Source organism: Motilimonas eburnea (assembly GCF_021295345.1).
GTDB classification, from domain to species: Bacteria; Pseudomonadota; Gammaproteobacteria; order Enterobacterales; family CBDFNC01; genus Motilimonas; species Motilimonas eburnea.
Genome location: NZ_JAIMJB010000001.1, coordinates 1 through 15,695, shown reverse-complemented (window position 1 = coordinate 15,695; position 15,695 = coordinate 1). Strand labels below are relative to the sequence as shown.

At 46.1% G+C, this 15,695-nt stretch carries 14 protein-coding genes; 7 read left to right on the top strand and 7 right to left on the bottom strand.

From position 1 onward, the window contains the following. Positions 1 to 228: 228 nt before the first annotated feature. A complete protein-coding gene (locus K6Y21_RS00070; RefSeq protein WP_233069562.1) occupies positions 229 to 1,083 on the bottom strand; it encodes an AraC family transcriptional regulator in 855 nt (284 codons plus the stop codon). 348 nt (positions 1,084 to 1,431) lie between these two features. On the opposite strand from K6Y21_RS00070, the gene K6Y21_RS00065 reads away from it, so the two are divergent. Further along, positions 1,432 to 3,420, top strand: a complete 1,989-nt coding sequence (locus K6Y21_RS00065) for a BCCT family transporter (protein WP_233069561.1) — start codon at positions 1,432 to 1,434, stop codon at positions 3,418 to 3,420. Positions 3,421 to 3,519: 99 nt separating this feature from the next. On the opposite strand, the gene K6Y21_RS00060 is transcribed toward K6Y21_RS00065, so the two are convergent. Beyond that, positions 3,520 to 3,819 (bottom strand): DUF6482 family protein, encoded by a 300-nt coding sequence (locus K6Y21_RS00060; RefSeq protein WP_233069560.1) that lies wholly within the window; start codon positions 3,817 to 3,819, stop codon positions 3,520 to 3,522. Between the two features lie 332 nt (positions 3,820 to 4,151). On the opposite strand from K6Y21_RS00060, the gene K6Y21_RS21160 reads away from it, so the two are divergent. Both K6Y21_RS21160 and K6Y21_RS00050 read left to right on the top strand, forming a co-directional pair. Continuing rightward, entirely contained in the window at positions 4,152 to 5,066 is a 915-nt protein-coding gene (locus tag K6Y21_RS21160; RefSeq protein WP_233069559.1) for an AEC family transporter, read from the top strand. Between the two features lie 193 nt (positions 5,067 to 5,259). After that, positions 5,260 to 6,306 carry a calcium/sodium antiporter gene (locus tag K6Y21_RS00050; RefSeq protein ID WP_233069558.1) on the top strand — a complete coding sequence of 349 codons (1,047 nt, stop codon included), beginning with the start codon at positions 5,260 to 5,262 and terminating at the stop codon, positions 6,304 to 6,306. Between the two features lies 1 nt (position 6,307). Here the strand turns inward: K6Y21_RS00050 and K6Y21_RS00045 are convergent, their stop codons facing one another. After that, a complete protein-coding gene (locus tag K6Y21_RS00045; protein ID WP_233069557.1) occupies positions 6,308 to 7,573 on the bottom strand; it encodes a DEAD/DEAH box helicase in 1,266 nt (421 codons plus the stop codon). A 94-nt stretch (positions 7,574 to 7,667) separates the two neighbouring features. Then, on the bottom strand, positions 7,668 to 7,889 hold the full coding sequence (locus K6Y21_RS00040; protein WP_233069556.1) for a DUF6500 family protein: 222 nt from the start codon (positions 7,887 to 7,889) through the stop codon (positions 7,668 to 7,670). Positions 7,890 to 8,048: 159 nt separating this feature from the next. On the opposite strand from K6Y21_RS00040, the gene opgC reads away from it, so the two are divergent. From opgC to K6Y21_RS00020, 4 genes are all read left to right on the top strand, one after another. Next, on the top strand, positions 8,049 to 9,179 hold the full coding sequence (gene opgC / locus K6Y21_RS00035; RefSeq protein ID WP_233069555.1) for an OpgC domain-containing protein: 1,131 nt from the start codon (positions 8,049 to 8,051) through the stop codon (positions 9,177 to 9,179). Between the two features lie 63 nt (positions 9,180 to 9,242). After that, complete coding sequence (locus K6Y21_RS00030) at positions 9,243 to 9,707, top strand: DUF2141 domain-containing protein (RefSeq protein WP_233069554.1); 465 nt, start codon at positions 9,243 to 9,245, stop codon at positions 9,705 to 9,707. A gap of 272 nt (positions 9,708 to 9,979) precedes the next feature. After that, the gene (locus K6Y21_RS00025) at positions 9,980 to 10,357 is read left to right on the top strand and encodes a PH domain-containing protein (RefSeq protein WP_233069553.1); all 378 of its coding nucleotides are present in this window, start codon (positions 9,980 to 9,982) and stop codon (positions 10,355 to 10,357) included. A gap of 95 nt (positions 10,358 to 10,452) precedes the next feature. After that, complete coding sequence (locus K6Y21_RS00020; protein WP_233069552.1) at positions 10,453 to 12,315, top strand: M48 family metallopeptidase; 1,863 nt, start codon at positions 10,453 to 10,455, stop codon at positions 12,313 to 12,315. A gap of 7 nt (positions 12,316 to 12,322) precedes the next feature. Here K6Y21_RS00020 and K6Y21_RS00015 read toward each other — a convergent pair whose 3' ends face one another. From K6Y21_RS00015 to K6Y21_RS00005, 3 genes are all read right to left on the bottom strand, one after another. Further along, complete coding sequence (locus K6Y21_RS00015) at positions 12,323 to 13,720, bottom strand: helix-turn-helix domain-containing protein (RefSeq protein ID WP_233069551.1); 1,398 nt, start codon at positions 13,718 to 13,720, stop codon at positions 12,323 to 12,325. A 141-nt stretch (positions 13,721 to 13,861) separates the two neighbouring features. Beyond that, positions 13,862 to 15,064 (bottom strand): enoyl-ACP reductase FabV, encoded by a 1,203-nt coding sequence (gene fabV / locus K6Y21_RS00010; protein WP_233069550.1) that lies wholly within the window; start codon positions 15,062 to 15,064, stop codon positions 13,862 to 13,864. A gap of 139 nt (positions 15,065 to 15,203) precedes the next feature. After that, positions 15,204 to 15,581: a hypothetical protein gene (locus K6Y21_RS00005; RefSeq protein WP_349629447.1), complete on the bottom strand. Its 378-nt coding sequence runs from the start codon at positions 15,579 to 15,581 to the stop codon at positions 15,204 to 15,206. Between the last annotated feature and the right edge of the window lie 114 nt (positions 15,582 to 15,695).

Below are 15,695 nucleotides of genomic sequence, written 5' to 3'. Positions count from 1 at the left end.
GTAGCTTAGCAATCTAAGTAAATACTGCTCAACGACGCACAGAATGCTTACGCCCGAAGGGCTTTCGCCGAATCCAATGGACAGCGTTTGTTGGTCATTTCTACTGCGTTAGCGCCTTTTCGCGTAGGCGACTATGCCACAAAGTTGCTGCCCACAACGATTGTTTTGTATAAATACCCAACAAATCGCTGCAAAAACAAGCTCCAAAGATCAGCAGGCCCTAGTCACTTAGATCACTGATTTTTGTAATTGTGAAGGCAACATGCCGAAGCGCGACTTAAACTGAGCACTGAAACTCGATACGGATTGATAACCACAGCGCTCACTGACATCACTGATTGGGCGGCGCTCAAGCCCACTTTGTAATAAATACAAACCGTGGCCTAGTCGGGTGTCGGCTAATACTTGCCTAAATCCCACGCCTTCCTCTCGCAAGCGTCGCCTTAGGGTCGTTTCACTGACATGCAATCGCTCAGACATACTCTCTAATGACCAATTATTGGCCGGATCAAGGGAGATTAATTGGCTGACTTTATCACGCCATTTGGCTTGGGGTTGCACAAATAAACAGCCACCTTGGCCGCTCAACAACAACGCGAGCAGCACCTCATTGTATCTGTGCATTAGCAAGGTCGAGTCCAACTCACCGTGTAAAGCATCTAATAGGTGCAACAAACTGGAAAGCAAGGAGCCAGACACCTTAAACGGTTGAAAGGTCGTTTTAGATGCCAATGCTTGTTGGACTAACTGGCCGTGTGAGCCTTGTACGCCTTGTAATTGATCAGGACTAAATTGCAGCACTAAGGCATAAAATGCCCCCTCTTCTGGCGTATTGATGATACTAAAGTCAGCATGAGCAGGAAACGCCATAGCGTGCTTGCTGTTCACTTGCAGTTGATCGGTTTGATTCACAACCCGCTTATTGCCCTGAACAATGATCACCAAAAAGCTTTGTGCCGCTTGCAAGTCTCGCAACTGTTGCCGACTGTCGCAACGCACGTAACCTATGCCCGGAAACGGATGGTTGGCTTGCAACCCCCTAACCCAGTCTTTTAGCTGCAACCATTTTATTTCGTCACTCATGACCTCTTCCTTATGAGCACTCACCATTTAACGTTTATATACCCAATCAACCTAGATATGCTTGATTTCAGCAAGCGTTTACAGGCGTTTAGGCAATGGCAGTGCTCGCTTTTTGGCCAAAACCTGCTAAAATTAAGCATTTAGTCGGACTTTTGATTAAAAAATACTATTTTAAGCCATTAAAATAATATTTATCAGTGATTAATTACACTGCCTATATCAAAAGCAAATACAACAGAATATAAAGCGGGATAGTCATCCATGGCTTTCCTTTTGTAAACCACCTTAGCTAAGGCCTGAGCCCTGAGTCCGGAGCCTAGTGTTTCTTGGCTAACCTATTGAGTAATTATGCACATTTCAACAAAAATAAATAAACCCGTCTTCATTTCATCCTTAATCATTGCCGTTTCTATTGCCTTGTTCGCGGCACTTCAACCCAACCTTAGTAATCAATTATTTAATCAAGTTCAAAACTGGCTGGTGAGCCAAGTGAGCTGGTTATATATTTTGAGCGTGGCCATTTTTCTGATTTTTATCGTTTGTGTCATGGTCAGTCGTTTGGGTGATATCAAATTAGGGCCCGATCACAGCGAGCCAGATTATTCCAATATCTCCTGGTTCTCTATGTTGTTTTCAGCTGGTATGGGTATCGGCTTAATGTTCTTTGGTGTGGCTGAGCCCGTGATGCATTATCTCAGCCCGCCCGTGGGCGATCCGGCGACCATTGACGCAGCCAAAGATGCCATGCGAATTACCTTTTTCCACTGGGGTCTACATGCGTGGGGGATCTACGCCATCGTCGCCCTCGCCTTAGCGTATTTTTCTTATCGCCATAAGCTACCACTATTACCCCGTTCAGCTTTATATCCCATTATCGGAGAGCGTATTCATGGCCCCATCGGCCATGCTACGGACACCTTTGCGGTGGTGGGGACGTTATTTGGTGTCGCCACCTCTCTCGGGTTCGGTGTACAACAGCTCAATGCGGGGTTAAGTCACCTATTTGCAATCGAACAAACCGTGCTTGTGCAGCTGGCATTAATTGTAGTGATCACGATATTAGCCACGATCTCTGTGATACTTGGCCTAGACGGCGGTATTAAGCGCTTGTCTAATTTAAATATGTTCTTAGCACTTGCGCTGTTGGTGGGTGTTTTACTATTGGGACCAACAGCTCAATTGTTTCAGTCATTTGTCGAAAATACCGGCACTTACATGAGTGAGTTAGTCAATAGTACCTTTAATATGTATGCCTACGACCATAAAGAAGACTGGTTGGGTGGCTGGACCATGCTGTATTGGGGATGGTGGGTTTCTTGGTCGCCTTTTGTCGGCACTTTTATTGCCCGAGTCTCGCGCGGACGGACCATACGTGAATTTATCGTTGGTGTGCTTTTTATCCCTTCTGGTTTTACCTTTTTATGGATGACGGTGTTTGGTAATAGTGCCATTGATATTATTTCATCTGACACCTTGCACACCCTAGCTCAAGCCGTTAATGATAATGTCGCGATTGCCATTTTTGTGTTTTTTGAGCAGTTCCCATTAGCCTCTTTGCTGTCATTGATTGCTGTCTTATTGGTCACTACCTTTTTTATCACCTCAGCCGATTCAGGCGCCTTAGTCATCGATACGTTAACCGCAGGAGGTGAACAAAACACGCCGGTATGGCAACGGATATTTTGGACGGCCATGATCGGTATCATTGCCTCGGCGTTACTCTATGCAGGTGGATTACAAGCGTTACAAACACTGACCATTGCCAGCGCGTTTCCTTTTATGTTTGTCATGTTGCTATTTTGCTATGGCCTGTTTAAAGCACTGCGCCATGATTTAATGCTGCAAAACAGCGTACAAAACCATAATACCTCAGTGCAGTTCGCACAAAGCCAAGTGCCGTGGCAAGAGCGTCTAAACACCCTATTGGTGCATCCGCGTTTGAAACAGGCTGAAAGCTTCATTGAGAGTACCGTTCGTCCAGCTTTGACTGAACTATGCGAACAGTTTAAAAAAGCAGGTATCAACGCCAAGCTCATTGAAGACCAAGAGAAAATTCGCTTAACCATCTACAAAGAAGAGGCGGAAAACTTTTCTTACGGGATCCGCTTACGTCATTTTGTCGTGCCTACTTACGCCGATGAGAAACATGACGATTATTACCGCGCTGAAGTGTTTTTGCTCCAAGGTGGCCAACAATATGATGTGTTTGGTTATACCCAAGAGCAAATCATCGCCGATGCCATCACTCAATATGAGCGTCATTTACATTTCTTGTATTTAGCGAGCTCGGAAATATTAGAAGAAGAAGCGGCAGAGAGCCTGCCCCAAAAAAGCTAACTCATCACGGCGCAGTTTACTTTTGGCAAGCAGACTGCGCCCTGTTAACGATTTAGTGAGAGCTTTGTTGCCACTGGGTTATGGCCTAAAACTTAAGCCTTATAAGCAAATCTTCATGTCTTGGTAGCAATGCTCGCTTTTTACGGCTTCACCCAGCATTTCATCGTAAGGCAAGGTGAGCTTAAGGGTTGCTTGTTCAAAGCCCAGTTTTTTTAATGCTAATTTAGCATTAGCTAAACTATTAAAATGAATAATATCCCCATGATTGTCGGTGATGGGCTCAGGCTGGCGATGCACTATCACTTCGGGCCGGTAAAAGGCGGAATCTGCATAAGCCATTAAAATACAGGTAGGTTTACCACCATGGGATAACCATTGTTTGACTTGATTTTGCTGCATAAGTCCTCCTTAAGTTAACTTAAGCTTAGCAAGGACACACCAGATTTAAATAAACTAATCAAAAACTATTTATCACAAGCCGCTGCAACTTGATCATGGTTAGTTTGATGGCAACGCGCCCCCATTGCCCTTGCCAACTTGTGTCCCCAATCAATCTGGATAAGCTTGATTTCAGCAAGCGTTTACAGGCGTTTGGGCACGGTATTAATTACAGGTAATGGCTTCCCCTTATCAAAATCAATAACGCGGCATACACGCTTGACCAACTTGCCCTTTAGGAGTGCACCTTCAAGTTGATTGGGTATATTTATCAATTGGGATGGTGTAACGTCGTGTTTTATCTAACTGAATACGTCCTCTCAATGCTGGCTCAAGTCACCGCTATTTTATTTCCTATTTTTGCCTTGGTTATTGCTGGGTTTATCGTCAATAAAACCCTAAAAATTGACTTCTCTGGGTTAAATACCTTGAATATGGCGGTCTTTGTCCCCTCTCTCATTTTTTCGGCGCTTAGCCAAGCGCCTCTGGGAAAAGAGCAAGGCCCACTATTACTTGCCGCCATCTTGGCTTTATTGATCCCCATGGTGTTGATTGCTTTACTCAGAAGTCAATCCTTTAACTTTCGAACTTGGGCCCCTGCTATGTGCTTTCGTAATAGCGGTAATCTGGCCATTCCTCTGTTTGGTTATGCATTTGGAACCTTAGCCAGTGAGGCGGCTATCTTGCTGTTTGTTGTATCAACCTGTGTCCACGTGATCTTTGGCGGGCTGGTGCTAAGCTCAAGCCGAGGCCTTAGTAGCTTAGCCAGCTTATTTAAAATGCCATTATTTATTGCCGCGCTGGTGGCGATGGTGGTGAATTTAGCCAATTTGCCCTTATACCCACCGTTACACCAAGCCGCTGAATTATTGGGTCAAGCCGCTATCCCCATTATGCTCTTATCCCTAGGCAGCCAGATGACCAACCTCAAGCTCAACGGCCTCACTATTGGCCTGCAAAGTATTGGCTTAAGCCTAGTAACAGGGGCTGTGGCTTATTGCATGATTGCTTTACTCATTCCGCTGCCGGTATTACAACAACAAATGATGGTACTGTTTTGTATGTTACCGCCTGCGGTGATGAATTATCTGTATGCGGTGCAATTTGATACCGAGCCCGATAAAGTGGCCTCAATGATATTGTATGGTAATGCCGCGGCTATCATCACCTTGCCTTTGCTATTAAGTTACGCATTTTCATTAAGTTAGAAAACAATCTGGCAGTGAAAAATATCTTTATACAACCCTATTACAAGACTATCTAATCAATCAAAAACAGCCTAATATCCGCAATCTATAGACAGGTGTTTTATCCCCTTGTCTAAGCGCCGATAAGCCAAATTGAAAGGCGTATTGACTATTTCCAGCCGGCTTAGCTGGTCCAGTGTTAAGGGCAAATAAAGTGGTTTATCTGTTGTTAGTGGTGGGATTAGTACTGTTGATTTACGGCGCGGACTGTTTAGTTAAGGGCGCGGCTAGATTGGCTTTAACGGCTGGCATTCCAAGCCTAGTTGTGGGCCTTACCGTAGTGGCGTTTGGTACCAGTGCCCCTGAGCTTGCTGTAAGCATAGGCGCAGCATTTTCCGGTGAAACCGAAATGGCAATAGCCAATGTGGTCGGCAGCAATATCTTTAATGTGTTGTTCATTCTTGGGCTGGCAGCCATGCTAAGCCCGTTGATTATCTCAAAGCAGCTAATCAAGCAAGATGTGCCCATGATGATAGCTATTTCAGCACTAGTCTATTGGCTGGTGAGTGATGGCTTACTCAGTCGCCTAGACGCCTGCATTTTAGTGGTGCTACTTATCAGCTATACTGTATTTTTGTTTGTTCAAGGTAAAAACAACCCAGATCAAGAAGAGGCACAGGAAGATATCAGTGCGCCTTGGTGGCACAACATCCTTTGGTTGCTGGTAGGGGTTGTCTTGCTGGTCGTGGGGGCCAACTTACTGGTTAACAGCGCCGTTGCGATTGCCAAGGCCTTTGGGGTAAGTGAAGCCGTAATTGGCTTAACCATCATCGCTATCGGCACCTCATTACCCGAAGTGGTCACTTCTATTGTGGCCACCGTTAAAGGGCAAAGAGATATCGCGGTAGGCAACGTGATTGGCAGTAATGTGTTTAATCTTTTAGCTGTACTGGGTGTTGCTGGGGTTATCGCTCCAGAGGGACTAGCCGCGAATGCGCAGCTAGTGAGTTTAGACTTACCGATTATGTTAGGCGTTGCGCTGCTTTGTGCCCCATTGTTTTTTACCGGAGCAACCTTAAGCAGAGCGGAAGGCGCGACCTTCTTCTTACTCTACTTACTTTATACCAGCTATCTGATCGGCGTTGCCTTGAGTCTAAACTACACCGCATCCCTTGCTAATATGACGTTATACGGCGTTTTGCCTGTCACCTTAGCCTTGGTCCTTTTTTCTTTGCAGCGCGACTTGCGCCAGCAAAGCTAGCTCATTGATTTCGATAGCCGCGCTTTTTTGCGCGGCGTTTTTTTGCCCCTCGGCTATTTTTCTTATCCACCGGCACAGCTCGGGTTAGATCCGGTTCAAATTCTGGTAACCACTGCGGCGCTAATCGTTGATCGATCAGCGCTTCTATTTCCTCTAAACGCCATTCTTCTTCACTGGCCAATAAGGTAATGGCTTGACCAGCTTTGCCTGCGCGTCCAGTGCGCCCAACGCGATGCACATAATCTTGTGCGTTAAAAGGCAGCTCCATATTGATCACACAAGCAAGATCGGCAATATCTAATCCTCTGGCAGCGACATCCGTTGCCACCAGCACACTTAGCTCGCCTTGCTGATAACGCGTGAGCACTTGCTCGCGCACCGCTTGTGATAAATCAGCGTGAAAAGCATGGGCAGTAAGCCCTTGCTGGCAAAAATACTGTGCTAGCTCATCGGCAGCGACCTTAGTGCGACTAAACACTAAACACGCCTGTCCTTGTTGTTGTTTCAACAAACTCACGGCGGCAGCGCGTTTGCGCTCAGGGTCGATGGCATAAACGCGCTGCTCTAGGGGCTCGGCAACACTGTTTAGGTTATCCACCACGATGCGCTTTGGCTGATTAAGCAAACGCTTGGTGAGGTGATAGATCTTGTCATCGAAGGTAGCCGAAAACAGCAAGGTTTGGCGCTGCTTAGGTAAGCGCTGCAATATGGCATTGATTTCATCGGCAAAGCCCATATCAAGCATGCGATCGGCTTCATCAAACACTAAATACTTGAGTTTATTGAGATGAAGATTGCCTTGGCGTAGGTGATCCAGCAAGCGTCCCGGTGTGGCTATCACCACCTCCACGCCCTGTTTAAACGTTTTGGTTTGCGCGCTGACACTCACCCCGCCATAAACCAGCGCCGCTTTTAGCTGCGTATGCTTGGCATAGTCGCTGAAACTGGCCGCGACTTGGGTGGCTAACTCACGCGTTGGCACCAGTACTAACATTTGGATTTCGCCTCGGTCATCGACTTGGTCATCGCCTTGGTCATCGACTTGGTCATCGACTTGGTTATCAGCTTGAGTCGTCAGTAGCTGTTGCAACAAGGGCAGTAAAAACGCCGCCGTTTTACCTGTGCCGGTTTGGGCTCCCGCCATCACATCATGGCCCGCTAAAATGGGGGGAATGGCTTGGGCTTGCACTGCCGTTGGCTGTTGATAGCCCAACTCAGCCAAGGCAGAAAGTAATTGAGGATGAGAAATGAGAGCAGAAAACGACATGGCGACATCTTAACAAGAACGAAAAAGGCGGCCAGTGTAACAAACCTTAGCGGCAATCGCCTAACTCGTCCGCTATCGCTTTAGGGCGACTAACTTATTGCCCATTTGCCAACATATTTTTTATCTTAACGGCTTTTTCAAAGTGATCTAACTGATGGGTTTGGATCCACCAGGTCGCCACTGCCATTAAAGTGGCGGGATCATCGTTCTTATTGGCGAAAAACGCATAAAATGAAAGGCCAACTTGCTCTCCCTTCTTCGCTATTTTTTCGTCACAAATTCGTATCATCTTCTCAACTATGGCATCTCTAAGCATACAACCCCTTTATTTTCAGACAATTAAAAAGACGGACAGTTAAACAGAAAGGCTAACCCGACGTCAAATCCGTTAAAAATGTTAAATGCGCATTTTTAGTCAGTTTCTCTTCCCCGCCGTGGCTAAGCTAACAATGAAAACCTATCTAGGAGAAGGAATATGAACAGAATCGATGGATTAGATACCTTAAGAGGGCTGTTTCTGGTGCTGATGATGATCAATCATCTGGTATGGAACAGTGGGGGGCAAACTGTTTTGCAACTGGTTAGCTTGCAACCTTTGGGTCAAGTTGGCGCCGCTGAAGGCTTTATCTTTATTTCGGGATTACTGGCCGGCTTCATTTACACCAATCAAAAGTACACCCCATCCCAATTGACCCGCAAGGCGATTAGCCGCGCCTTCACCTTGTATTACTACCATCTGATTTGCCTCGTTTTAGTGCTTATGGTTGCTTGGATCAGTATTACCATCAACCCTGGGATGCGTGATTTTTACTTGTTTATCATGCCCAACTTTATCAATGCACCGGAGCACGCAGCCTGGCTATCCGCCTTGCTGCTTAATCGCCCCGCGTATTTTGACATCTTGCCTATGTACACCTTGTTTATGCTGCTACTCCCCTTGATGTTGCTGATGCTACGTAAAGGATTTGGGCCCGTTTTACTGCTGCTAAGCTTGCTACTTTGGCTAGCCAGTGGCTGGATTAATCAAGCTGACTTAGCGCCACTTTTTAATGCGATTTCACCGGATTTAGCCATTCGCGTAGGCTATTTTGACCCCTTCGCTTGGCAACTGATTTTTGTGGTTGGCGTCTGTATTGGTTTTTATCGACGTCAAGGCAGAATTAATTGGTACCGTTACCCTAGCCTTGTTTGGTTAGCTCTCGTGCTGTGTGCTAGCATGTTTTTAGTCCACCACGGTGCCCTGTTGGATCTTGGCATTCATCAAGGTGTGCTTTACGCCCTAGCCGATAAACCCGAATTAGGCTGGCTCAGGCTCGTAAACCTACTGCTACTGGCTTACTTATTTGGCTATATCATCAAACGCTGGCCACATGCCCTAAACATGGCTGGACTCAGCTTACTTGGTCGTCACTCATTGCAAGTATTTGCTTGGCATACGGTAGTGATATTTATTGCGACGCCATTTTTATTTGCTATCAAGCAAACCCCGTATTACTCGCTGGCTATTTTAGCTATCACTTGCAGCTTATTTATCCCCGCCCTGATACACCAAGGCTGGCAACAGCGGGCCCAGCGGCGAATTGTTCACCACCCTATTCGCGCTTAAACCCTATTCGCTCTAAAACAAATGCGTACTAAAACCAAAAAACCGATCCAAAAAGGAAACATGATGAAAACCAAAGCATTACTTATCGCCAGTGTCACCAGCTTACTGATGGCCTGTGAGCCAGCGCCATCCACTCAAACCGCAAGCCAAGCTGAGAGCTCGCCTCAATCTCAGCACACACTTACCATTAAACTAAGCAACATATCCAAACCAGAAGGCAATATTAAACTCTTTGTGTACCGCACCAGTGATGATTTACTTAGAGGGCAAGCGTCTTACCTCCAGCAAACCTATAGCCTAGAGCAAGCCGCTGCTCCCATCGTGCTTAACCAAGTGCCAACAGGCGACTACGCCATTTTTGTGCTGCAGGATTTAGACGACGACCACAAGTTAGCCATGAACCACCAAGGCATGCCACAAGAGCCCTATGGCTACTCAAATAACCCGGTATTAATGGGGCCACCAACCATGGCGCAAGTCCAATTTAGTCTCAACCAAGATAAAACCGCCGAGATAAAAATGAATTAACAAGCAAGATGGCTATCACACGGGCCAGCAGCCAACGCGCTGGCTCACTTTTTCGATAAGGGGCTTTTATGATTGAATCACTGATGACAGAAATAAAGAAAATAGCGATAGGGGTGTTGGGGTTTATACTTGGTTGCACCGCATTTGGGCTATTGCTCTATTTTCTAATTTATTTAGTGAATAACAAGGTTTAACACTATCTCAGTCTTGCCTGTGAACGCATATCACCTTAGGCTGGCTAACACACAATAGTTAATCCAAAAGGAACGACCATGGGACTGTTTGATGCCATCTTAGGCAATGCGAGTGAAGTTAACCTAGCCGAGTTAAACCAAGAATTATCGCCTATCATGGCGGACAACGAGCAGCTCGCGCTAGCCTATAAGCTGATCCGCGATATGTTTGTGTTTACCAACAAACGTATGATCTTAATTGATAAACAAGGGATCACCGGCAGCAAGGTGGAATACCACTCCATTCCCTATAAATCCATCACCCATTTTTGCGTGGAATCGGCTGGCACCTTTGATATGGACTCAGAATTAAAGATTTGGATTTCGGGCTCATCTGCGCCCATCGTCAAGGAGCTAAAAAAAGGCACCGACGTTGTAGGCATTCAAAAAACCATCGCTAATTTTATGTTTCAATAGGTGAGCTAAGGTCACAAATTGATCGCGGCGGGCTTGTCCAGCCATGGAAACTTGACAATAATTTCACACTTTTATTTTTTGTCAGGTATTTATCTGTGAGCCAAGGCAACGACAGTGTGTTTGAAGACGCGGTGATCGCCGCAGAGCGTCTAGTGATGAACAGTGAGCGTGGCTATAAGCTGCGCTTATTCGCGTTTGCCATGCTAGGTTACCTCGTTATATTTGGGGCCTTTGCATTATTTCTCGGCATCATTGGCGGTTTAATCGGCCTCGCATTTTTTAGTACCGGGCTGTTTATCTTACTCCTTAAATCCAAGGTCATTTTTGCCGCTATTCCGGCCGCTTGGATATTAGGCAAATCCCTCTGGATAAAATTTAAGCCGCCTCAAGGTTATGAGCTCACCCGAGGGCTATGCCCCGAGTTCTTTGCCCAGCTCGACGAACTGCGCCACCAGCTTAAAACGCCCAAGATCCACCAAGTCATCATAGAACAAAGGCATAATGCCGCGATTTTGCAAACGCCACGTTTAGGTATCTTTGGTTGGCAAAAGAACACCTTGTTTGTTGGTCTAGAATTATTAATGGCGATGAGCCCAGCCCAAGCCAAGGCAGTGCTGGCCCATGAACTTGGCCATTTATCGGGTAATCACAGTCAATTTGCTGGCTGGATCTACCGAGTGCGAGCCAGCTGGCTTAAAATCATGCGAGCCTTCGAAGAGCAAGACTCTTGGGGCGCAAAATTAATGGCGAGCTTCTTTAATTGGTATGCCCCGCGGTTTCACGCCTATTCTTTTGTGTTGGCCCGCACCAATGAATATCAAGCCGATCGCATTGCTGCCAAGCTCACCTCTAACCAAGATATGAGTGATGCCCTAATCACTAGCTATGTGATTGCTGATTACCTGGAATCAAACTATTGGGATGAATTTTTTAAGCAAGCCGACAGCCAACCCAAGCCCCAACACATGCCATGGCGCGGATTTGCCGACTATTTGATTGATAACGATCAAGCTAACATTGACCTAAACGAGCAATTAGCAACCGCGCTAGCCGTTAAAACAGATTATGCCGATAGCCACCCTTCGTTAGCGGATCGCATTAAAGCGTTAGACGGCGAGCCAAGGTTACCCGCCCCTCCTAAACAGTATGCAGCGCAGGTTTGGCTAGGTGATCACTTTGATACCTTGGTCAAGGACTTTGACCTATCTTGGTATCAAGCCATGCGCCAACGCTGGCATCAGCGTTATCAATACATTAAGGAGCAAAAAGCCAAACTAGCCGAGTTACTTAAGATTGAACCCAGTGAGCTAGATGATGAACAGCTATGGCAAAAGGCCAATTTACTCGAAGAGCTTCATTCCCTTAAACACGCCGGCAAAAGCTATTTCCTTTACTATCAGCGCCGGCCTAACCAAGCTAAGGCCGCTTATGCCCTCGCCCGCGTTTGTTATCAACAAAACAAAGACAAAATCATTGACCTACTGACTAAGTCAGCCAAAGATCCAGAATTTGCGCTGGCGTCGTGTGAAATGGCATGGCATTACCTAAAAAATCAAGGCAAAGAAAAAGAGGCGCAAACTTGGTATCGACGCTATCAATACGAATACCAACAGCTTGAGCAGCGCTGGCAAGAAATAAACCAACTCCACTATGATGATGCGCTGCAACCTCCCTCAGAGCAGGACGAACAGGCCGTTTATTTGGTTAAACGCCTGCGTCAACATCGCTTAGTTAAGCACGCATTTGTTGCCGAAAAAGTCGTGCCCGATGCCCAAGACAAAGCACCTTTTATCGTCGTTGTTGAACTCAAAGGCTGGTTTGGCGATGAAACCAAAGCACGCAAATTAGAAGCTTGGCTCAATCAACAAGTTGAGCGCACCGTCTATGTGTTTGTGCGCTCAGGGGAGGAAGAAGAAATGGCGGCAGAAGTGCTCAAACATGGCGTGCGGATCAAGTAAGGGCGCCTTAGCGTAACTTTTTCCCGCTGCGGTGTTTGACGGGTACCCGCCATTGACAGCAGTATTCGCCATTAGGTAGGCAAGTCATATCGGTCAACCACTCAATGCCTTGCACTTGATAAAAGGGAGAATCCCATAAGAAGTAATGGTAAACATATTCCATGGCTTCGCCTATGGCGGTTAAACTACCTCGTAACTGACAACTGAGGTAATCCGCTTCTGGGAGTTGTACGCTGTTCATATCTGCAGATGCAACAGGTGTGGCCAGCGCCCCATGAAATTCATGCTCGATGTTAAACTTTCTTGCTTGTAAGTCACCTATCATCAAGGCCGGTTGCACATCACTTTTGTCATCACAGACCAACTCTGGAAACTGCTCGACAAAGTAGCACAAACGCTGGCTTAAATTGTGACAACTCAGCGGGGCTTGCTGGCGTTTAAGGCAGACCAAAGGCGGTGTAAATGCTACCAATTGAGGCGTACCTTGCAATGCACTAGGCGCACTGGTGAGGGCTTTATCTGGCGAAAGGGGTAAAAAACATTTGACTCCTCCCGACTCTGTCCCTTGCCATAGCACCGGAAAATCCACTAAAGCAAGCTTTTGTTCAGGTAAGTAATGTTCACAAAGGTAACGTAAAAAAGGCGCCACCCAATCGTGGCTAGCGAGTTCAAAACAAAAGTAAGACTTAGCCGCCAAGTTAAAATAGATCAAATCACTCTCCGTGGAGGAATGGTCAACGGATAAGTGAGCTATAGGGCCGTTAATACAGGCCGCACACATCATTAAAAACTCACCCGTTGCATAACTACAATGATTTGAAAACTCCACACTAAAGCATTGTTCATGGGGCAAGGTCACATCAGGAAAGCGTTGGCTCATGATGTCGTTAAAGTCGTTCCAATGGGCCTGTAAGGCCTGGTTAAACTCGGCCTCATCATGCCTAATGGTGATATAAGCGCGCGGCAGGGCAACCAGTTGCATGTTATCGAACTTAACAAGCTTCGGCTCAATATTTTTAAGTTCTTGATAGCACTCTAAGTAACCTTGGGTCAGAGGCTGGAATTTGATGTTATCCGCCCAACTTTGCTGGCCCTTTAGGTTTTTGGGTGAGATTTTAAAATGACGCTTAAATGCCCGAGCAAAAGCTTCTTGGGATTCAAAGCCAAAATTAAGCGCGACATCCAAAATGCGGTAATTGTCTTTTGCTAAAGATTGGGCAGCCAAGCTTAGGCGTCGCCCGGTGCTGTATTGACCGATGGAGTGACCGGTGATTTCCTTAAACTCTCGCTGCAAGTGCCATTTACTTACCCCCAGCCAATCAGACAATTGGCCAACGGATAACACATTCGGTAAGTTGGCCTCAATATAATCTGTTAACTGTAATACTCGAGAAATATGATCCATAACCGCTGACTGCCTTGTCGCCTACCACTGTATTCCGCCCCTAGCCTACAATAAAGCCAAGGGATCAAGCTAGCTAAAAATAGCCATAAAAAAAGCCGCAATGTCAGTTGCGGCTTTTTGTCTGTGGTAGGAACACCTTAATTAAAGCTGGATACAGTCGAACTCAACTTCTGTTTCAACATCAGCATCGTAGTCAACGCCTTCAATGCCAAAACCAAATAACTTCATAAACTCATCTTTGTAAACTTGATAGTCCGTTACATCAAATAAGTTTTCTGTCGTCACTTGCGGCCACAATGCCTTACAGGCGTCTTGTACGCTATCACGTAGCTCCCAATCGTCTAAACGTAAACGATTCGCCTCGTCAGTTTCAGGCACGCTACCGTCTTCTTTGTATAAACGCGCTTCGAATAGACGTTGGATTTGCTCCATACAGCCTTCGTGAATACCTTGCTCGCGCATGATCTTAAACGCCATTGCAAGATAAAGAGGCATAACAGGAATAGCAGCACTGGCTTGGGTCACGACACTCTTAAGTACGGTAACGTAAGCCGAGCCATCAACAGTAGCGAGCTTGTTGTTAAGTTCGCCCGCTGCGCGGTCTAAATCTTCTTTTGCCTTACCTAGGGCGCCGTGCCAGTAGATAGGCCAAGTAATTTCTGTCCCTATGTAAGAGTAAGCCACGGTTTGTGCACCCTTAGCCAATACGCCCGCTTCAGCCAGTGCTTCAATCCAAAGCTCCCAATCTTGACCGCCCATCACGGTAACTGTGTTCGCCACTTCTTCTTCTGTTGCAGGCTCAACGCTGGCTTCAATAATGGTGTCTTTGTTGGTGTCGATGGCGGTCGATGTGTAGGTTTCGCCAATCGGCTTAAGGCTTGAGCGTACAACCTCACCCGTGTCAGGCATTTTACGTACCGGAGATGCCAATGAATAAACCACAAGATCTATCTCACCTAAGTCTTGCTTGATCAGCTCTATCACTTTGGCTTTGGCTTCATTTGAGAATGCATCGCCATTGACCGTCTTAGCGTAAAGACCATCGGCTTTTGCGTATTTGTCAAACGCGGCTGAATTGTACCAACCCGCTGAGCCGGGCTTTTTCGCCGTTCCCGGCTTTTCAAAACACACACCTAAGGTTGCAGCGCCACTACCGAATGCCGCCGAAATACGAGACGATAAACCATAACCCGCAGAACAGCCTAAGACGAGTACACGTTTAGGGCCATTTTTAATAGGGCCTCTCGATTTAGTGTAAGCAATTTGTTGTGCCACATTAGCATCACAGCCAACGGGATGGGTAGTCGTACAAATAAATCCACGAATTTTTGGTTTAATAATCATGTTTTAACTCTGTCTATGACTTATAAGGGGTTAATTTTCCCGCTAAAGATACCTTATTTCCGTCTTTGACGAAAACTAAGTTTATTTATATGTGCCTGAAATCAGGCATTGTTACATTTTTAACCTCTGAATTAACTACCTAAAAGTGCCACTGTAGATAAAGAGTGTTGTAGTTGCTGCCCCCCTTTATTCGCCCAAAAGCAGAAGAAGTTGAAAAAATCCCAGAACGGTGGTGTAAACTATAGCCTAACCACACTTTATCTAACGACTTGCTTTTAAATGTATCACCAAGATTCACATCAACTGAAAAGTCTAAAAAATTTAGTAACTTGCTTGGTTTGTAACCTTTCCTATCCATTTCACTTTGTTCGATATAGGATATTTTTTCACTATAGGACAATCCTTCCGCAGCCCCTAACCGCCAACGTACAGGCCATTGGAAGGTATAGTAAGCCTTAATGGCGACGACATATTCAGCAAAAGGGTTTTGTACATCCGAGCTATCGGCGTTTTTCAAGTTAGTTGTCACCATTAGCCGCTTTAGGCGGCCTGTTTTTCTGTCTGTTTAATTGACTCTTTTTCTGGATTCAACGTTGTCGGCCCAACCGGTGTACAGTTGCGCACATTGCGT